Annotated in this window: 20 protein-coding genes and 1 pseudogene; 2 read left to right on the top strand and 19 right to left on the bottom strand. The window is 61.1% G+C overall.

The genetic code is table 11. The features are described 5' to 3' along the window. A partial coding sequence (locus ASE52_RS25070; protein WP_140426240.1) for a histone occupies nucleotides 1-358 on the top strand: 358 nt, incomplete at its 5' end. 138 nt (nucleotides 359-496) lie between these two features. Here ASE52_RS25070 and ASE52_RS11320 read toward each other — a convergent pair. The 8 genes and pseudogenes from ASE52_RS11320 to ASE52_RS11290 all read right to left on the bottom strand — a co-directional run bounded on the left by ASE52_RS11320 (nucleotide 497) and on the right by ASE52_RS11290 (nucleotide 7244). Beyond that, nucleotides 497-1393, bottom strand: a complete 897-nt coding sequence (locus ASE52_RS11320; RefSeq protein ID WP_057226195.1) for a carbohydrate kinase family protein — start codon at nucleotides 1391-1393, stop codon at nucleotides 497-499. 27 nt (nucleotides 1394-1420) lie between these two features. Continuing rightward, complete coding sequence (locus ASE52_RS26285) at nucleotides 1421-2242, bottom strand: DUF3426 domain-containing protein (RefSeq protein ID WP_057226193.1); 822 nt, start codon at nucleotides 2240-2242, stop codon at nucleotides 1421-1423. Nucleotides 2243-2887: 645 nt separating this feature from the next. Further along, a pseudogene (locus ASE52_RS26430) lies at nucleotides 2888-2992 on the bottom strand (zinc-ribbon domain-containing protein); the annotation flags it as partial. Between the two features lie 56 nt (nucleotides 2993-3048). Beyond that, nucleotides 3049-3951: a 50S ribosomal protein L11 methyltransferase gene (gene prmA / locus ASE52_RS11310; protein ID WP_057226191.1), complete on the bottom strand. Its 903-nt coding sequence runs from the start codon at nucleotides 3949-3951 to the stop codon at nucleotides 3049-3051. Between the two features lie 76 nt (nucleotides 3952-4027). Then, nucleotides 4028-5377 carry an acetyl-CoA carboxylase biotin carboxylase subunit gene (gene accC / locus ASE52_RS11305; protein WP_010466452.1) on the bottom strand — a complete coding sequence of 450 codons (1350 nt, stop codon included), beginning with the start codon at nucleotides 5375-5377 and terminating at the stop codon, nucleotides 4028-4030. Nucleotides 5378-5384: 7 nt separating this feature from the next. After that, nucleotides 5385-5831, bottom strand: a complete 447-nt coding sequence (gene accB / locus ASE52_RS11300) for an acetyl-CoA carboxylase biotin carboxyl carrier protein (RefSeq protein ID WP_010466453.1) — start codon at nucleotides 5829-5831, stop codon at nucleotides 5385-5387. 235 nt (nucleotides 5832-6066) lie between these two features. Beyond that, nucleotides 6067-6648, bottom strand: coding sequence for a TlpA disulfide reductase family protein (locus ASE52_RS11295; RefSeq protein ID WP_057226188.1), 582 nt, complete (start codon nucleotides 6646-6648; stop codon nucleotides 6067-6069). Continuing rightward, a complete protein-coding gene (locus ASE52_RS11290; RefSeq protein ID WP_029414336.1) occupies nucleotides 6645-7244 on the bottom strand; it encodes a hypothetical protein in 600 nt (199 codons plus the stop codon). The genes ASE52_RS11295 and ASE52_RS11290 overlap by 4 nt, the downstream gene beginning before the upstream one ends. Before the next feature lie 174 nt (nucleotides 7245-7418). On the opposite strand from ASE52_RS11290, the gene mpl reads away from it, so the two are divergent. Further along, entirely contained in the window at nucleotides 7419-8843 is a 1425-nt protein-coding gene (gene mpl, locus ASE52_RS11285; protein ID WP_057226186.1) for a UDP-N-acetylmuramate:L-alanyl-gamma-D-glutamyl-meso-diaminopimelate ligase, read from the top strand. A gap of 48 nt (nucleotides 8844-8891) precedes the next feature. Here mpl and ASE52_RS11280 read toward each other — a convergent pair whose 3' ends face one another. The 11 genes from ASE52_RS11280 to rodA all read right to left on the bottom strand — a co-directional run bounded on the left by ASE52_RS11280 (nucleotide 8892) and on the right by rodA (nucleotide 19257). Next, entirely contained in the window at nucleotides 8892-9203 is a 312-nt protein-coding gene (locus tag ASE52_RS11280; protein ID WP_010466457.1) for a hypothetical protein, read from the bottom strand. A 101-nt stretch (nucleotides 9204-9304) separates the two neighbouring features. Next, a complete protein-coding gene (locus tag ASE52_RS11275; protein WP_057226184.1) occupies nucleotides 9305-10426 on the bottom strand; it encodes a 3-deoxy-7-phosphoheptulonate synthase in 1122 nt (373 codons plus the stop codon). A gap of 300 nt (nucleotides 10427-10726) precedes the next feature. Then, nucleotides 10727-11266, bottom strand: coding sequence for a hypothetical protein (locus ASE52_RS11270; protein WP_057226182.1), 540 nt, complete (start codon nucleotides 11264-11266; stop codon nucleotides 10727-10729). Nucleotides 11267-11391: 125 nt separating this feature from the next. Further along, the gene (locus ASE52_RS25655) at nucleotides 11392-12531 is read right to left on the bottom strand and encodes an SGNH/GDSL hydrolase family protein (RefSeq protein WP_158004153.1); all 1140 of its coding nucleotides are present in this window, start codon (nucleotides 12529-12531) and stop codon (nucleotides 11392-11394) included. A gap of 4 nt (nucleotides 12532-12535) precedes the next feature. Further along, nucleotides 12536-12688: a DUF5989 family protein gene (locus ASE52_RS26030; RefSeq protein WP_198928100.1), complete on the bottom strand. Its 153-nt coding sequence runs from the start codon at nucleotides 12686-12688 to the stop codon at nucleotides 12536-12538. Then, nucleotides 12688-13107: an SxtJ family membrane protein gene (locus tag ASE52_RS11260; RefSeq protein ID WP_057226178.1), complete on the bottom strand. Its 420-nt coding sequence runs from the start codon at nucleotides 13105-13107 to the stop codon at nucleotides 12688-12690. The genes ASE52_RS26030 and ASE52_RS11260 overlap by 1 nt, the downstream gene beginning before the upstream one ends. Beyond that, nucleotides 13107-14936, bottom strand: a complete 1830-nt coding sequence (locus tag ASE52_RS11255) for a carbamoyltransferase (protein WP_057226176.1) — start codon at nucleotides 14934-14936, stop codon at nucleotides 13107-13109. Before ASE52_RS11255 ends, ASE52_RS11260 begins: the two co-directional genes overlap by 1 nt. A gap of 95 nt (nucleotides 14937-15031) precedes the next feature. Continuing rightward, a complete protein-coding gene (locus ASE52_RS11250) occupies nucleotides 15032-16021 on the bottom strand; it encodes a sialate O-acetylesterase (RefSeq protein WP_082606841.1) in 990 nt (329 codons plus the stop codon). 24 nt (nucleotides 16022-16045) lie between these two features. Continuing rightward, on the bottom strand, nucleotides 16046-17530 hold the full coding sequence (gene tldD, locus ASE52_RS11245) for a metalloprotease TldD (RefSeq protein ID WP_057226170.1): 1485 nt from the start codon (nucleotides 17528-17530) through the stop codon (nucleotides 16046-16048). Between the two features lie 81 nt (nucleotides 17531-17611). Next, complete coding sequence (locus ASE52_RS11240) at nucleotides 17612-17950, bottom strand: YegP family protein (protein ID WP_010466461.1); 339 nt, start codon at nucleotides 17948-17950, stop codon at nucleotides 17612-17614. 134 nt (nucleotides 17951-18084) lie between these two features. Beyond that, complete coding sequence (gene rodA / locus ASE52_RS11235) at nucleotides 18085-19257, bottom strand: rod shape-determining protein RodA (RefSeq protein WP_057226168.1); 1173 nt, start codon at nucleotides 19255-19257, stop codon at nucleotides 18085-18087. Nucleotides 19258-19274 lie beyond the last annotated feature (17 nt).

Here is a 19274-nt window from a genome sequence, read left to right as displayed (position 1 = left end):
GAAGGCAGCAGCACCGGCAAAGAAGGCCGCTCCCGCCAAGAAGGCAGTAGCAGCGAAGAAGGCTGCACCCGCCAAGAAGGCAGCAGCACCGGCAAAGAAGGCCGCTCCCGCCAAGAAGGCAGTAGCAGCAAAGAAGGCCGCACCTGCCAAGAAGGCAGCAGCACCGGCAAAGAAGGCCGCTGCTCCCGCCAAGAAGGCAGCAACCGCCAAGAAGGCAGCCCCCGCAAAGGCTCCTGCAAAGAAAGCGGCACCGGCCAAGAAGGCCCCCAAGGCGCCTGCCCCTGCTGCCGCTCCAGCAGCCCAGACCACCCTGAACCCTCAGGCGGCCTGGCCTTTCCCCACGGGCAACAAGCCCTAATCCTGGCGTATCACACGCTCAACCCGGTGCCTGTGCACCGGGTTTTTTTATGCCTGTCGATATCTTGTGCACCACACGCAGCACAGCATCCGCAACCCATGCCTCACTGCGTTTCCGCAACCTCGCCAAAACGCAAGGCTACCCGGGGGTGAAATCCAGTGTGTAGTTCTGCGGGCCTCGCTGCGCGATCTTGAGGGCACCTACCCGGTTGCCCAATTCGGCACAACGAACCAGGGGCCAATCTTTTTCCAGGCCAAACAACAACGCACCGCGCCAGGCATCACCACACCCCGTGGGGTCCACCACCTGGGCTGGCACCACCGGTGGCACATGGGTTTTCTCTCCGTCGACCCACACCTCGCAACCTTCTGCGCCCAGCGTGACCACCAGCCCCAGCACCTTGCGCGATATCTCGGCAAGGGTCCAACCCGTGCGGTCGCAAAGCATTTTCCCCTCATAGTCATTGACCGCCACCCAGGACGCTTGACCAACAAACTGCGCCAACTCTTCCCCATTGAACATGGGCAGACCCTGGCCTGGATCAAACACAAAAGGAATACCCGCCGCTACGAATTGGGCGGCATGCTCCAGCATGGCGTCACGCCCATCTGGAGCAACGATACCCACTCTCACACCCGCATTGGCATCAATACGATTCAAATGCGCCTGCATCATCGCGCCAGGGTGGAATGCCGTGATCTGATTGTTGTCACGGTCGGTCATGATCATTGCTTGTGCGGTATAGGTGTCCTGCACCTGCCCTACATGCCGCGCGCTAATACCAAGCGACTCCAGGCGCTGCAGATATTCAGAGCCATCACTCCCTAGCATGGCCATCGGCAACGGTTCACCGCCCAGCAGTTTGAGGCTGTACGCGATGTTGCCCGCGCAGCCTCCAAAGTCACGTCGCAACGAAGGCACCAGGAAAGAGACGTTCAGGATGTGCAGTTGGTCAGGCAGTATCTGCTCGGCAAAACGCCCCTCGAAGGTCATGATGGTGTCGAACGCCAGAGAACCGCAAATGAGGGCAGCCATATCAGAAAGGTAGGTTGGTAAAAAATATCAGGGATAGAACGCCAGCAACCGATAGCCCGCGACGCGCGCGCCTCCAGTGGTCACGAGCACGGACACCGACGCGCTCCACTCACCACGTGCAGGCAGTTCCATCGGAGCCCCCATGTCGGTCGGCAGCAGCACGCGCCGAAGCACAGGCTGGTCCTGCGCATCGGTCAACGTCAACTCGACTGCAGGCATCGCCAAAGGTGTCGATGACTTGCTCTTCATGGTCAGGGCAAGTTGATAGCTGTCACCCCTGGCCTTGTTGAACGAGGAACTGTCGATGACCACATCCGCAATCTCGCGCTGCGGCGCAATTTCGCACCGCAGGGAAGCGCACAGCGCCATCAACCACGGCCTTGTTCGAACATCCATTGCTGCAAGGCGATCACGTTCCTGGACGGCGACCTGCAGCCCAAGCCCCACTACAGACAACAGAAGCAGCACGGCAAGCACCACGCGCACCATCGGTTTGCGCCAGAACGCCTTGCGCCGCGCAGCGACCACAAAGCTGACCTCTTGTCCGGCGTCCAGGCCTTCATCTTCGTCGGCAGGGTCCGCCCCCTCCCGGGCTGAAGAGGGCTTGCGGGAAGGTGCCTGCAACACGGTTGCCGGTGAATGGTCTTCGACCAGCGCGAGTGCCTCTGGCTCAGACTCCGTGATCTCAGGCGACGGCGAAAAATCCACCGGCGGCAGGGGCTCTGTCACTCCCTTCGCCGCAGACGGCGTCGCCGGGGCACCATGGTCCGGCTCCGTGTCTTGCAAAGGAACGAGCGGCGGCTTGATGGGCAACTCCAGCGCCGGATAGCCCATCGGGGTCAGCGCCACAGGCGCCACCGAATCAGGGGCTCCATCCCCGGCGTCTCGCAGAGCGGCAAAGGGCAGCTCGTAACCTGGCTCTCCATGGCCCACACCCCGCACAGCAGCTGGCGAAGGAGGAGAGGCGACCCGCATTTGTACCGCCTCCGACGAGGGCCCATGGTCACCGACAGCCGTCCCCGCAAAAACCACCGGGGGCGGGGAATCGCCCTGCAACGCTGTGCCCCCCCTACCAGTTGCAGGCACGTTGAATGCTGTGTCCGGCCGCCAGGCAAATGGCACGAGATGGCCCACACCAGAATTTTCACCAGAAGCGACCACCCCACCCGCTGCGGAGAGAAATGCGGGCACCGCAGGCTGAGGCACCTCCAGCACAGGGGATCCCACAGGCGTATGCACCTCCGAATACCCCCCAGCCGCCTCGGAGGGAACACTCACGGGGGAAAAAGAGAACGCTGCGGCATCTGCGACCCCAGGCCACCCCCCTAAGGGAGGGGAAGTCGGCGGCTGCGAGGGTGGTGGCTCACCCCAGGCCCGCCCAGCCTCCGCCTTGCGCGCTACAGGGGCAAGTGGCGGCCGGATGTCGGCCAGCGAGACATCCGGCAACAGTGCCGGAGGAGCTGCAGGAAGCAAGTGCGCCGAAGCATCAAAAACCTCTTTGCATTGACCACAACGCACCCACCCTTGCGAGATGCGCAATTGGTCCGCCACCACCTTGAATGAGGTAGCGCAGGACGGGCAGCGAGTGATCTGGCTCATCAGCGATGGATTGTAGAGGCGCGTGCGACCCCGCAGAGGCGGGCATCTTCCCTGTCTCAGCGACGGGCCGTCATCAAGATCCAGCCATCTTCTGCATCCGCGACATCCAGCTGAAGCCAGGGAGCGTAAGCCTCTTTCAGCTCATTGGCCTGGCGATCGAGAATGCCTGCCAGAACCAGATGCCCTCCGGGTGCGACATAGCTGCAGAGCAGGGGCGCAAGCACGCGAAGGGGAGTGGCAAGAATGTTCGCCAGCACCGTCTGGTATTCGCCCCGCACCTTGTCGGGCAGGCCCGCATGGAGCTGCACTTCATTGGCCTGCGCATTCAGCGCAGTGGACTCGACGGCCGCAGGGTCAATATCGACCGCATCAATGTCCATGGCTCCAAACTTGGCCGCGCCAATGGCGAGGATGCCGGAACCGCAGCCATAGTCCAGAACCCGGCCCAGTGGATTGCCCATGGAGGGTTCGGTTGCGCCATTGCGGGCAATCCAGCGCAGGCACATGCGGGTCGTAGGATGGGTGCCGGTGCCAAAGGCCAGACCTGGGTCCAGCCGGATGCTGCGCTTTGCCTGGGCCGGCAATTCATGCCAAGTAGGAACAATCCAGAAATCCGGCGTGATATCCACGGGCGCAAACTGCGATTGTGTAAGCCGCACCCAGTCCTGTTCGGGCACATGGGTAACCCCCAGCACCTGGCAGCCCGCAAAAAAGTCCTGTACGGTCAGAAGTTGCTGCGCCTCCCGTGCAGCCACCTCCGACGGAAAAAGCGCCACCACCCGGCTGCGTTGCCAACCATCCTTGGGCGGAGGCATGCCAGGCTCGCCAAACAAGGCCTGCTCGGCGTCGGTCTGGGCATCGGCATCCTCCACCGACACGCTCAGCGAATCCAGCGCATCCAGCGCATCGCTGACCGCTTCGATCCGGTCCTCGGGACACATCAGACTCAGCTCAAACATAGAAGCCTCTCAGAAAAAGTGAAATGCTGGCACCCGTTGCCAGGAGCCAGCATGCGAATGACTGCGCAATACGATTTCAGCGCTTGTGCTGCGACAGCCACTCTTCCAGGTAGTGGATGTTGGTGCCGCCGGCCATGAACTTGGCGTCCACCATCAGCTCGCGGTGCAGCGGCACGTTGGTGTTGATGCCTTCGATCACGGTCTCGTTCAGCGCCGTACGCATGCGGGCCAGGGCCTGCTCGCGCGTGTCGCCGTGCACGATGATCTTGCCGATCATCGAGTCGTAGTTGGGCGGCACGAAGTAGTTGGTGTAGGCATGCGAGTCCACCCGCACGCCCGGGCCACCCGGCGGATGCCAGGTGGTGATGCGTCCGGGGGATGGGACGAACTTGTAAGGGTCTTCCGCGTTGATCCGGCACTCGATGGCATGGCCGCGGATCTCGATCTGGCGCTGGGTGAACGGGAGCTTCTCGCCCGCGGCGACCATGATCTGCGTCTTCACGATGTCCACGCCGGTGATCCACTCGGTCACGGGGTGTTCGACCTGCACGCGCGTGTTCATCTCGATGAAGTAGAACTCGCCGTTCTCGTACAGGAACTCGAACGTGCCCGCACCGCGGTAGCCGATCTTCTTGCAGGCGGCTACGCAGCGCTCGCCGATCTTTTCGATCAGCTTGCGGGGAATGCCCGGAGCCGGCGCCTCTTCGATCACCTTCTGGTGGCGGCGCTGCATGGAGCAGTCGCGCTCGCCCAGGTACACCGCGTTGCGGTGCTTGTCGGCCAGTATCTGGATCTCGATGTGGCGCGGGTTCTGGAGGAACTTCTCCATGTACACCGCAGGATTGCCGAACGCGGCGCCCGCTTCGGCCTTGGTCATCTGCACGGCATTGACCAGGGCGGCTTCGGTGTGCACCACGCGCATGCCGCGGCCACCACCGCCGCCGGCGGCCTTGATGATCACGGGGTAGCCCACGGCCTTGGCAATGCGGCGGATCTGCACCGGGTCGTCGGGCAGTTCGCCTTCGGACCCTGGCACGCAGGGCACGCCGGCGCGGATCATGGCCTGCTTGGCCGAGACCTTGTCGCCCATCGTGCGAATGTTGTCCGGCGTGGGGCCGATGAACTGGAACCCGCTCTTTTCCACGCGCTCGGCAAAGTCGGCGTTCTCGGACAGGAAGCCGTAGCCGGGGTGGATGGCCTCAGCGTCGGTCACTTCGGCAGCCGAGATGATGGCCGGCATGTTGAGGTAGGACAGCGGGGACGGGGCGGGGCCGATGCACACCGCTTCTTCCGCCAGCTTGACGTACTTGGCGTCGCGGTCGGCCTCGGAGTAGACCATCACCGCCTTCACGCCCAGTTCATGGCAGGCGCGCTGGATTCGCAGGGCAATTTCGCCGCGATTGGCAACAAGAATCTTCTTGAACATGAGCGCCTTATTCGATCACGAACAGCGGCTGTCCGTATTCCACGGCCTGGCCGTTTTCGCCCAGGATGCGGGTGACCGTGCCCGACTTGTCGGCCTCGATCTCGTTCAGAATCTTCATGGCCTCGATGATGCAGATGGTCTCGCCTTCTTTGACCTGGCTGCCCACTTCCACAAAGGCCTTGGCGCCCGGGCTGGAAGAACGGTAGAACGTGCCCACCATCGGCGATTTGACGATGTGACCCGCAGGGGCTGCGGGTGCGGGCAGTTCGGCGACCTGGGCGGCGGCAGGTGCGGGGGCCGCAGGCGCCTGCATCGGGGCAGGAACGTACTGCTGAACCACGCCACCAACGCTCTTGACGATGCGGACTTTGCCCTCGGCTTCCGTGATTTCGAGTTCAGATACGTTCGACTCGGACACGAGATCGATGAGGGTTTTGAGTTTTCGCAGATCCATGGGAGCTCCAACGGCTATAAAACTGATAGGGCTTACGCACATCGGACGCAACAACCGCCTCGCCCTGGAGCGAACCGCTTGCCCGACCCTGCTTTGCGCAAGTCATGACTGAATAGGGCGCGAATTTACTCCAATTTCAGCCTATCTCCGTCTTCCACAGGTATTTTTGATGAACTACATCATGCCCATACGCGGCCGGCCCCTGCAAAAATGCCGGAATGGGAGGCTTGGCCGGTCAGCGCAAGGGGGCCCACAGCTGGAGATCTTGCGCGGTGACTTGCCCCATTTTACGGTGCAGGACGCGCCCATTCCCTCCGAGCACCACGGTAAACGGAAGCCCTCCCGTGAGGTTGCCCAGCGATCGGCCGAGGTCGGTGCCGCCCAGTCCGGCAAGGCCCACCGGGAATTCCAGGGGAATGCGCTGCAAGAACTTGCGCACGGCAGAAGGCTGGTCGATGGCCAATCCCAGAACTTGCCACCCGTTCTGCGCCTGTTGGCGATAGAAGGCATTGAGCATGGGCAGCTCTTCCACACAGGGTGGACACCAAGTGGCCCAGAAATTCAGCAGCAACGGCTTGCCTGCCAGTGCCTTCAGCGCCACCACGCCCCCTTCAGGCTTTTCGAACTCCATCGTCCAGAGCGCATCTTCCACCCCTTGCTCCATCGCATGGTGCTGGAACTTCCACCATGCCAGGCCTGCGCCACCCAACGCTGCTGCGCCCGCCACCCCTGCATACAGCAGGCGCCGACGCGCGGCAGACGGTTGTGCATCACGGGCTGCGGAGAGGGATTCAGGGCGATCGGAATGGGATGTCATGGGGCAGGGGCTTCCTGGAGCAGGCGCCGAACAGCGGTCATGTCGCCTCGCGGCACACGCCCTTTAGCGTCCGGACGAAGGGCGCCGCGCAGGTCATCAAGGTCATAGATCATCAGGTGCACCCCGATCATCTCATTGAGTTCAGGCGACTTGCTGCCCAGGCTCAATGCCTCGACCGACTCGCCATGAAAACCGGTGACCGTGCGCGGCTCGTAGTCCACATGGTGATCGATCAGTGCTATTTCTGCCGATTTAGGGTCATCGCAGAACAATTGCACATAAATATCGGACAGCCGTGTGGCCGTGCCATGCCAGACAGCACCTGCCAGGTGGGGGCGGAAGGCCGCCATGCGCTCCATCCACACCAGGGCCAGCTGGCGCAGTGCCCGCAGTTCACGCGGCTGCGTATCGGCACAAAAAAGCTCGATGTACTCCCGCACTGCGGCCTCGACCTGGTCGTTGTCCGGGAGTGGAGTACGGGCAGGCAGGCCCATCTGGCGCAGCGCACGGCGCTTGGCCGGGCCCCATTCCAGCCCCTCCTCCACCACCAGCCGGGCCGTGGTGTGGGCGATTTCGTCGCTCAAAGGTGTGTGCATGGCGGTCAAGGAAAGTCGCAACAGGGAATGAAACTGCATTGTGGCCTGAAGCACTGAACCGAACCACGGGTTACCCCCAGGCATCCCGAGGGTCACTATATTTTTCATAGCTCTTCGCGCTTACCCATCAAGCGCTGGGGGCTTGTTTTGTATTGAACCTTAGAATCTGCGCCCATGCATATACACATACTGGGCATCTGCGGCACGTTCATGGGTGGCCTGGCCGCCCTCGCGCGCGAAGCGGGCCACAAGGTGACGGGTTGCGACGCCGGCGTTTACCCGCCGATGAGCGACCAGTTGCGGGCCCTGGGCATCGACCTGATCGAAGGTTTCGGCGCCGACCAACTGGCCCTGCAGCCCGACATGTTCGTGATTGGAAACGTGGTCAGCCGCGTCCGCCTGCCCGACGGTTCGCCCAAATTTCCGTTGATGGAAGCCATCCTGGACGCGGGCCTGCCCTACACCAGCGGCCCTCAGTGGCTGGCCGAGCATGTGTTGCAGGGCCGCCATGTCCTGGCGGTTGCCGGCACGCACGGCAAGACGACGACGACCTCGATGCTGGCCTGGATCCTGGAAAGTGCCGGGCAGCAACCGGGCTTTTTGATTGGTGGAGTCCCCCTGAACTTCGGCGTATCGGCCCGCCTTGGAGCGCCCCGGCGACCATCGCCCGGTAGTTCGCCGCTGGGCGCTGCGCCGCTGTTCGTGATCGAGGCGGACGAATACGACACCGCCTTCTTCGACAAGCGCAGCAAGTTTGTGCACTACCGCCCTCGCACTGCGGTGCTGAACAACCTGGAGTTCGACCACGCAGACATCTTTGACGACCTGGCCGCCATCGAGCGGCAGTTTCACCACCTCGTGCGCACGGTGCCGCCATCGGGCCGTGTGGTGGTCAACGGTCTCGAAGAAAGCCTCACCCGCGTGCTGCACACGGGCTGCTGGAGCGAAGTGGCCAGCTTCGGCGAAGCCGTCAGCGACTTTTCGGCACAAGGCGACCCCCAGGCATTCGACGTGCTGCACCAGGGGCGCAAGGCCGCCCGGGTGGAGTGGGCGCTGACCGGCGTGCACAACCAGCTCAACGCACTGGCGGCCATTGCGGCCGCCCACCATGTGGGCGTGAGCCCTGAGCACGCCGCCACGGCACTGGCGACCTTTCAGAATGTGAAGCGGCGCATGGAGCTGCGCGGCACGGTGAATGGCATTGCGGTGTACGACGACTTCGCCCACCATCCCACGGCCCTAAGAACCACGCTGGACGGCCTGCGCCGCAGCCTGGGCCAGGGCGTGCGCATCCTGGCGGTGTTCGAGCCCCGCAGCAACACCATGAAGCTGGGGGCCATGAAGGCCCAGCTGCCGTGGGCGCTGGAGCCTGCCGACCTCGCGTTCTGCCACACCGCCGGGCTGGACTGGGACGCTGCGCAAGCCCTTGCCCCTCTGGGCGTGGGCCCGGGCCTGCGAGCACAAACCGCTGCCGACATCGACACCCTGGTGCAACAGGTCATCGCAGCAGCCCGCCCAGGTGACCACATCGTGTGCATGAGCAACGGGGGGTTTGGCGGCATTCACGCCAAGTTGCTGGAATCGCTACAAAATAAATAGCTGCTTGCGCTTATCTGAAAAGCGCTAGAGCCTGATTTCTCTTAAAAATCAGAACGATACCGCCATACCCGGTACGTCCACGCGCACTACCGGCTTGGCAAGTGCCGCACTGGCAGCACGCGCAAAGTCGCGGGACCATACCGGGTCGGCCAGCAACGAGGCCCCCGCAGCGCGGGCCACGGTGAGAACCTTGTCCGCCAGCAGCACCTTGCCGCTGGCGCGCAGGGGTTCGCAGTCGAGCGCGGTGAACTGATCATCCAGCCAGCGCCTGCCAGCCTCGTGGCCCATGGGCTCGGCGCCCTCCAGATCAAAACGGAATTCCTGGTTTCCGGCCAGACGGACCGACACTTCGCTGTGCATGATGGTTTGCCTTTCTTCTGAAACCGTGGCGGCGACTGCCGTGCTCCCTTGCACGGCCCGCCACGGGTTTCCAGTTTAGGGCCTCCTGCAACCGGCGCAGATCACCGCGCGCGGCGGGCCTTCACAGCGTCGGACAGTTCAGCCAGCGCCGTCAGCGAATCGTCCCAGCCCAGGCAGGCGTCCGTGATGCTCTTGCCGTACTCCAGCGCGCCGGGCAGGTCCTTGCCCGGTGAGAACTTCTGGGCACCGGCTGTGAGGTGGCTCTCGATCATGAGGCCGAACACACTGCGCGAGCCGCCTGCGAGCTGCGAAGCAACGTCGCGCGCCACTTCAAGTTGCTTTTCATGCTGTTTGCTGCTGTTGGCATGGCTGCAGTCCACCATCAGGGTGGCGGGCAGCTTGGCGGCTTCGAGGTCCTTGCAGGCGGCGGCCACGCTGGCGGCGTCGTAGTTGGGCGTCTTGCCACCACGCAGGATCACGTGGCAGTCCTTGTTGCCCTTGGTGTTGACGATGGCTACCTGGCCGTTCTTGTGCACCGACAGGAAGTGGTGGCCCCGGCTGGCCGACTGGATGGCGTCGGTGGCAATGCGAATGTTGCCATCGGTGCCGTTCTTGAAGCCGATGGGGGCCGAGATGCCGGAGGCCAGCTCGCGGTGCACCTGGCTTTCGGTGGTCCGGGCGCCAATGGCGCCCCAGCTGATCAGGTCGCCGATGTACTGGGGCGAGATCACGTCGAGGAACTCGCTACCGGCGGGCATGCCCAGGCGGTTGATCTCGATCAGCAGCTGGCGTGCAATGCGCAGGCCTTCATCGATGCGGTAGCTTTCGTCGAGGTACGGGTCGTTGATGAGGCCCTTCCAGCCCACCGTGGTGCGTGGCTTCTCGAAGTACACGCGCATCACGATTTCCAGGGTGTCGGCGTACTGCGCGCGCGCAGCCATGAGACGGCGTGCGTACTCGACAGCGGCAGCCGGGTCGTGGATGGAGCACGGGCCGATGATGACCAGCAGGCGGTCATCCTTGCCGGCCATGATGTTGTGGATGTTCTTGCGGGTCTGGGTGATCAGCGTCTCGACCGGCGTTCCGCGGATCGGGAAAAAGCGGATCAGATGCTCGGGAGGAGGCAACACGGTGATGTCCTTGATACGTTCGTCGTCGGTCTGGCTGGTTTTCTCGACGCTGCGGTACCAGGCATCGCTGGTCGGGGTGGTGGGGGCCGTCATGGTTGCTTCCTCGTGGAGTAAAAGTAGTGGGAGGGATGGAAAAACGGGAGGGCAGAAAAACAAAAACCGCCGGGCTTTGCAGCGTCGGCGGTTGGTATGGGGAGGTTGTGTTTGCTTGCGCGTTTTCCTCTCATCCGCCGGGGACCGAGATAAAAAACCAAAAATAAAACGCGCTGCGAACTTGCATGGAAAGCAATGTAGCACAGGAGTGCGGCAGTGCAGCTGCCCTGGATTGTTGTTTTTACGGTACAGGAGGGGCTTGAACAAGCCCTATCAACCCCCAGCGTTCACCGCAGAGGTTCAACGCCGCCAGCGATGAAACCAGGCACGCACGCGCTGCAACGCAGACTGCTTGCGCGGCGGCGCGGCATCCTGCAGGTCGCTGGGCGGATCGCTCTGGTGCTCATACATGTCGATGAGCAGCAATGCCTCGCCCAGCGTGCGCCAGGCGAGAAGTTCGAACTGGTCGAAGCTCGCACTTTCCTTCGGGCTGCGCCGCTCCAGCATCTGCTGCCAGTCCGTGATCGCATTGCGCAACTCCCTCAGCGCGCGCTGGTAGGCACCAAACTCGTACAACGCGTGCCAGGCCGAGCCCAGACCCGTCAGGAACAACTGGTGCTCGCGGGCGCAATGCGACAAGGCCAGCACACGCCGGGTGATGGCGGTGGTGTCGGTACTGGTGCGACGGGTGCGCACTGCCTCGTCGATCTGCGTTGACAGCGCGCTCAGGCTATCACGCAGTTGACGAGACTCCTCGTCGGCCACGCCTTCGCGCAGAAAGCGGCTGATGTCTCCAAATGATTGAAGGGTCAGTAGCTGGCTCGGGCGCGTAGCGGGCATGGCACATATTGTGCGCTCCACAGCCCTGCGCCACACACTCTGTCGCCCCAAGCGCACACGGAATGAGGCAGCCACGGAACCACGGTAGCCGCCTCCCTGCACCATGACTACGCTTTAAGACAAGATTAGGGCTTGCGCAGACTGCCTTCTATTTTCGGCGTCAATGAGGCCAGGATGGCATGAGCAATGACAGCATTACCCTTGTCCCCAAAATGAAACTGATCCAGAAACATGTCGTCCTCGGCCCCGTAGCGATCGAAGACCCCAGACAGATCCACAAACTTGAAGTTCTTCAAATTCACGCCTGACAGGCTGGCTGCAATTGCCTGATAGCACTGCACATAATATTCTTTCGAATTGGAAAGAAAATCTTTTTCACGTGAGCTCAAAGATTTTTTTGTCACAGAAAGAGTGGGCTGCAGGAAAAAGACCCAATCCACGTTCTGAAGAGCATGCGCTCCCAGTCGAGCATTTTTTTCGAGGCGAGAAGCAACCGTCTGCACGGGCACAGGCTGAGGCAGGGGACGTGCCTGCGGTAGATCCGGTAATTCCTTTCTACCAGCCGTCTTCAAACCCGTGTTGGCCAGTGTCCTGAAATAGTCATCTGCAAATGCACTGAACCACAGAACATTTCGACCAGCATCCGCCCAAAAAACATCGTTATTTCCGGACAATGAAATCACCAGATCAGGCTGGAGCTCAGAAAGATAGTTCTCAATGGCAATACGCTCTTGTGTGGAAGCCCAGGCTGGATTGGCAAAAGTAAAAACCTCGTAACGCACTCCGATTTTTGGTAGCTTTTTATTGAGCAGATCATTCAACAGGCTGCCAATCGTCTGCTCCTGACTCGGCGCACCGGATCCATATGCTGTGGAGCCGCCAGTGAGAAAGATGCGATAAACACCCTCCGGCTTGGGCATCTGAAGCTCCTCCCTGTTGCGCATTTGCCAGGAGTTGATGTATGCATTTTGGTGTTGCCCTGGTGACGGCGCAGTGCCGACAAAAGGAGTTGGCTGATTGGGGACAGACCAACTGATGGAGCGGGTATCCGGCGCAGAACTGGTGTAAGCGCGCGCATAGTGATTGCGCTGCTCATCCTTCAAAGGAGTCACTGCCAGCACTCCCGCCAATGTTTCTCCTTGCTCCACCCACTGGATGACTTTGTCGAACCGACCAGCCACCGTATACAGCCCAGCCCAATACCCCAAAGCTACAAGTGCGCACAGCACCAGTGAAGGAAGAAGAATATATATGAACTTCTTCATCGATCTAGAACAGAGTATAGATAAAAGGCGCAAATACCGAGCCATGCCCAAACACAATGAGAGCCCCCAGAAGCAGCAAAACTAACAGCACCGGGATCAGTGCATAACGTTTGTGCTCCCGAAAGAACAGAATGAGTTCCTTGATCAGTTCCAACATCAGAATTGACGCTCCATGTGATTTTCCTTCCTGGGTATTTTTTTGACCCGGTATGTCGCTGCCTGCTTATCCCAGTTTTTTTGCAGCGTATCTTTTCCAAGCAGTCGCATGATCATCCCCAAGGGCATGAAGACCAAGAAGAAGACAACCCCCAGAATAATTCTGACATTCACCCACTCCAGCACCCGGCCCAACCGCATCCAGCCCTTGTACACCAGACTCAAGGCCGCGGGTTTCAGAACGGAAAACACCAGAAATACTGTGGCGACACCCCAGGGCCAATAAGCCCATTTCAGAGACCACCACCAGGGCATAAACAGGCCAAAAACCACGGCAAAAAAACCTGCCATGACAAAGCCGAATTTCCGCAGCTCGCTGTCACTGGTGACGACTTCCGTATTATTTTTGATCATATTCATCAATCCAGCGCCAGTGCACCCTTGCGGGCGGCAATCTTGACATCCTTTTGTGCACCTTTGAACAGCAGAACATTGCCCAATACCAGGTAGTCCATATCCGTGCCCATGAAACAGCGGAATGCGTCTTCCGGGGTGCAGACGATAGGCTCCCCGCGCACATTGAACGAGGTGTTGACCAATACCGAACAACCGGTCTTGCGCTCAAAAGCACTCAACAGGCGGTGGAATTCGGGATTGCTGCTTTCACTCACTGTCTGTACGCGTGCCGAGTAATCCACATGGGTGACAGCGGGAATCGTCGAGCGGACCTGATGCAGCTGTGCCAAGCCATGCAGGGGCTGATCCGGCCGGGCCTGGATGTCTTCATGGACCTGCGCCACCAACAGCATGTAGGGGCTCGGCCGGTCCAGATGGAAGTACTGGCCCACGGCCTCTTCCCTGACGGCGGGGGCAAAAGGCCTGAACGATTCACGAAACTTGATTTTCAGGTTCAACTGCGACTGCATGGCACTCGAGCGCGGATCCGCAATGATCGACCGCGCGCCCAGCGCCCGGGGGCCGAACTCCATCCGGTTCTGAAACCAGCCCACGACCTTCTCACTGGCCAGCAGGTCCGCCACCGTGTCAGACAGTTGGTCCGGCTCCACCACGGTGTAGTGCGCCCCCAGTTCATCGAGTTTCGCGACGATCTCGGCCTGTTCATAACGCGGCCCGAGCAAGGAACCCTGCATCTGATCGACACCCGGCACATACACGCGGTCTTGTTTGCGGTAGGTGTGATAGACAGCGTAGGCGGCGCCCAATGCGCCCCCTGCGTCTCCGGCTGCGGGTTGAATCCAGATATCCTTGAAAATGTTCTCCCGCAAGAGGCGACCATTGGCCACACAATTCAAGGCGACCCCGCCCGCCAGGCATAGAAACTCGGCCCCCGTGTCTTTCTGGAGCTGCCGGGCCAGTTTGAGGATGATGTCTTCCGTCACCACCTGGATGGATGCCGCCAGATCCATGTCCCGCTGGGTCGGCACGCTCTCCGGATCTCGCGGCGGCCCACCGAACAGGTCGGAGAACTTCTGGTTGGTCATCCGCAATCCGGCGCAGTAATCAAAATAGTCCAGATTCAGGCGGAAACTCCCATCCTCCTTGAGGTCAATCAGGTTATCCCAGATCAACTGGGTATAAATGGGTTTTCCATAGGGCGCGAGGCCCATGAGTTTGTACTCCCCCGAGTTCACCTTGAACCCGAGGTAATAGGTGAATGCCGAATACAACAAGCCCAGCGAGTGCGGGAAGTCGATTTGCCACAAAGGGGTTAATTCCGAACCTCTCCCCAGCCAGGCCGACGTGGTCGCCCACTCACCTACGCCGTCCAGGCACAACACGGCCGCCGTTTCATACGGGCTCGGATAGAAGGCGGATGCCGCATGCGACTCATGGTGCTCGGCAAACAGGATGGGAGGAAGCTCCGACTCCTTGCAGGAAAGCAGACCGGCCAGCTCCTGCCGGAGTGTCCTTTTCAGATACAGCTTTTCCTTGAGCCAGACAGGCACGGCCATGACAAAAGAACGAAATCCACGAGGCGCATAGCTCAAATAGGTATCGAGCAAACGCTCGAACTTGAGAATGGGTTTGTCATAGAAAACGATGGAGTCCAGTTCGTGGACCTGAACATTCGCCTGCGCCAGGCAATACTGGACCGCGTTCCTTGGAAACCGTTCATCATGCTTTTTCCGTGTGAAACGCTCTTCCTGGGCCGCAGCAACGATCCTGCCTGATCGCAATAGCGCTGCCGCGCTGTCATGATAGTACGCAGATATTCCCAATATGTTCATTGCATTCCACAAAAATAATCTTTTCCATTCGCCAACCCGGGAAAACCCGGCCGCACCCCATGATTCACCGGATTGGCTGCTTCAGTCCACAGTCCTCACCGAGGAGGAAAAAAGGCCTGGTAGACCCGCTTGCCCAGATGGGCCTGACCATACTCATTAAAGTGCAGCCCACTGGTGTCAAGCCATCGAGAAAAATCATCCGTGTTCACCAAGCTGACACCCGGCAGTTCCCTCGCCGCGTTCTGCTGGCCACTACGCACGGCTTTCGCATGCGCCCACGCAGAATTTTTCTGAATCCTCCCCAGCACGACGGGCACATCCTTGGTCCCCGCACAGTTCATAACGTGAATGTCCTTGCGGAAGCGCCGTATAAACTCCTTAACGTTCTTTTCGTAGTTCCTTGCCGATATCTCATGCATCGCATCGGTCTCGCCTTGCATGAAAAATATACCGGCCACCCTCAGGTTCACGTCCGCACGCCTGGAATTGTGGGCATCCGCGATCATCTTCATGAGTTCCTGATACAACCGGCTGTCTGGAGACCAGTTGTCGGCATCAGCGACCGGACTCAACGAAGTGTTTGAAATCGCCAATTTCACAATGTAATGATCTTTCGGCGATCGATCGTTCAAGTAGCGCGCAAGGTACAACTCAGGCCCGAACATGTCCTGTGCGCCGGAGCCTGGGGGGAAATACTGGGGCACATTGGCGACGTTTTTGTAGCCAAAACCAGGTCGCGCGGTCTGCCATGTCGCGAAACGGCTCCAACTGACCGTGCGGGACTGTATGGCATCGTCCTTGCCCGCAATGTCCGGCTCCGCATTGAAGATGCCATAGATCTTCACATTCGGGAAAACAGTGTCTTCCTGAACGTAATTATTGGGACCCTGCGTGATGTCCTTGACAGACGCCAAGCCCACAGCGTTGGACTGCCCAGCGATGACAAAAAGCTTGCGCACCGGCGCCAATGGGTTGTCATTCGCGGCCAGGCATTGCTGCGCGAAGCCGGTGCCGCTCGTACAGGCCAAGCCACACAGGCAGGCCACCCGGCCCAGCCCGCGAAGAATGCGTTGTCGAAATGCCACACAAGCCTTCTGTGTCCGCCTTCTTCAGGCCGTTCCACCCACCGTCAGTCCTTCGATGCGCAACGTAGGCTGGCCCACGCCCACCGGCACGCTCTGGCCTTCCTTGCCGCAGGTGCCTACGCCGCTGTCCAGGCGCATGTCGTTGCCGATCATGGTGACCTTCTTGAGCGACTCAGGGCCACTGCCGATGATGGTGGCGCCCTTCACGGGATACTGGATCTTGCCGTTCTCGACCCAATAGGCCTCGCTGGCCGAGAACACGAACTTGCCGGAGGTGATGTCTACCTGCCCGCCGCCGAAGTTGCTGGCGTACAGACCCTTCTTGATGCTGGCGATGATCTCCTGCGGGTCTTTGTCGCCGCCCAGCATGTAGGTGTTGGTCATGCGCGGCATGGGGATATGGGCATAACTCTCGCGCCGACCGTTGCCGGTGGGGGCCACGCCCATAAGGCGCGCATTCAAGGAATCCTGGATGTAGCCCTTCAGGATGCCGTCCTCGATCAGCACGTTGCGCTGACTGGCATGGCCTTCGTCGTCCACATTGAGCGAACCCCGGCGATCGGCAATCGTGCCGTCATCCAGTACCGTCACACCCTTGGCCGCCACCCGCTGGCCGATGCGGCCACTGAAGGCGCTGGAGCCCTTGCGATTGAAGTCCCCTTCCAGCCCGTGGCCAATGGCCTCGTGCAACAGGATACCGGGCCAGCCCGAGCCCAGCACCACGGTCATCTCACCCGCAGGAGCAGGGCGCGATTCGAGGTTGACCAAGGCAGCGTTCACTGCCTCGTCGACGTATTTGCCCATTTGCTCGTCGTCGAAGTAGGCCAGGCCAAAACGACCGCCACCACCGGCAGAGCCCATCTCGCGCCGGCCGTTTTGCTCGGCGATCACAGTTACCGACAGCCGCACCAGCGGGCGCACGTCGGCCGCCAGCGTGCCATCGGCCCGGGCCACCAGCACCACATCGTATTCACTGGCCAGCCCCGCCATGACCTGCGCAACACGCGGGTCCTTGGCGCGGGCGCGCTGCTCCAGCTTTTCCAGCAAGGCCACCTTGGCCGTGCTGTCGAGCGATGCAATCGGGTCCACACCTGGATAGAGACTGCGGCCAGCTGCTACCTTTTTAGGAGCTACTCGCACCTTACCAGCCTGCGCTACTGCCGAAATAGAGCGCACAGTGCGGGCTGCGTCCAGCAAGGACGCCTCTGAAATGTCGTCCGAGTAGGCAAACGCCGTCTTCTCGCCGCTGACCGCGCGCACACCCACGCCCTGATCAATGCTGAAGGAGCCCGTTTTGACAATGCCCTCTTCCAGGCTCCACCCTTCGCTGCGCGTGTACTGGAAGTACAGGTCGGCGTCGTCCACCTGGTGGGTCCGGATCTCGGCCAGGGCCCGCGCCAGATGGCTTTCATCAAGCCCAAACGGGGTCAACAGCAATTCGCGAGCGACATCAATGCGCTGGCTGGTGGCCGCACGCTGGGGCGCGGCAGTGGTGGAGCGGAAAGTCATCGGGGCATTTTAGGCGCGCAGCCCCGCCCCGCGGCACAAGGGGGCACATGCCCCTATGCCGCCGCGCAACCGGCCGCGGCGTCAGGCTGCCGCCTGATCATCCAGGACGGCTTGTGGCGCGTGGGTTTGCACAGACTCGATGCCTGCATCGCGCGCCTTGGCACCGGAGTACATCTGGCTTTGCCCGATGACCTGGCCATTGCCCGCCTTGAGCGTGAAATAGGGCGATCCGTCCTTGGCGCTCAGGCGCCCAAAGCGGCCATCGTCCGGGGCGTTCTTGCGCACGGATTCAATGCCATTCAGCGCGCTGGCCCGTGATTCATACAGCTCGCTGGTCAGGATGACCTGGCCATTGGTGGCCAGCAGGTTGAAGACAAATTTATCGTTCTTCGACTTCTTCAGCTCGAACTTCGCCGCCATAGGGAATCCCTCCGGTTGCATGGGCCAAGGCACAGTTGGCCTGCAGGTTTGTACCCTCTTGCCGCCACGCGCGCAACGCCTGGACAGAGACCCTAGAACCTGTTCACGATCCCCAGGGAATCGCAAGCACGGCCTTACAGCGCGGGCCGAGCGTCCTTGGGGTCCTGCTTCTGCGCCCGGGCCACCGACATCAGGATGCCCAGCGCCAGGCCCAGGGTCACCATGGCAGTGCCGCCGTAGCTGATGAAAGGCAGCGGCACACCCACCACGGGCAGGATGCCGCTGACCATGCCCATGTTCACGAAGGCATAGGTGAAGAAGATCATCGAGACCGCCCCGGCCATCAAGCGCCCGAACAGGCTGGTGGCACCTGCGGCGATGGCCAGGCCACGCCAGACGAGCATCAGGAAGCAGACCAGCAGAAAAAGGTTGCCTGCCAACCCGAACTCTTCGGAGAAGGCGGCAAAGATGAAGTCGGTGGTGCGCTCGGGAATGAACTCCAGGTGCGTCTGCGTGCCGGCCATGAATCCCTTGCCCCACACCCCCCCGGAGCCGATGGCGATCATGCCCTGGATGATGTGAAACCCCTTGCCCAGCGGGTCGCGCGTGGGGTCGAGCAAGGTACAGATGCGCTGCTGCTGGTAGTCGTGCAGCACCACCCAGCGCACGCCGTCTGCGCACAGCTGGTCGCCCAGCAGCACCAGCGTGAAGATGCCTGCGCCGCCAATCAGCACGGGCGGCAAGATCAACTTCCACGACAGGCCTGCAAAAAATATCACCGACAGCCCTGCGGCCAGAACCAGCAGCGAGGTTCCCAGGTCCGGCTGCTTCATGATCAGCCCCACCGGAATGGCCAGCAGCAGCCCCGCCGCCGCAAAATCGAGCGGGCGCAGGGTGCCCTCGCGCTTCTGGAACCACCAGGCCAGCATCAGAGGCATGGCGATTTTCAGGATCTCGCTCGGCTGGATGACGATGCCTACATTGACCCAGCGCGTTGCACCTTTTTTGGTGATGCCGAACAGCGCCACCGCAAAAAGCAGCGCCACTCCGGCCGCATACAGTGGTACGGCAAATACCATGATTTTCTGCGGCGGCACCTGGGCCACCATGAACAGGATGGCGCCCGCTATGAGCATGTTGCGCCCATGGTCGGAAAAGCGCGTCCCATGGTCGAAGCCCGAGGAATACATGGCCACCAGCCCGGCGCAGGCGAGCAGCAGCACCACCAGGATAAGCGGCAGGTCGAACCCGCGGAACAGGGGAAGAAAACGCTGGGCGAGCGAGGGCTTTTCAAAAACAACGGCCATCGCGAGATTATCGGGGC

This window comes from Acidovorax sp. Root275, from assembly GCF_001428965.1.
In the GTDB taxonomy this organism is placed as follows: domain Bacteria; phylum Pseudomonadota; class Gammaproteobacteria; order Burkholderiales; family Burkholderiaceae_C; genus Acidovorax; species Acidovorax radicis.
The sequence above is the reverse complement of the archived record's forward strand: the minus strand, read 5'-3'. Positions and strand labels throughout refer to the sequence as shown.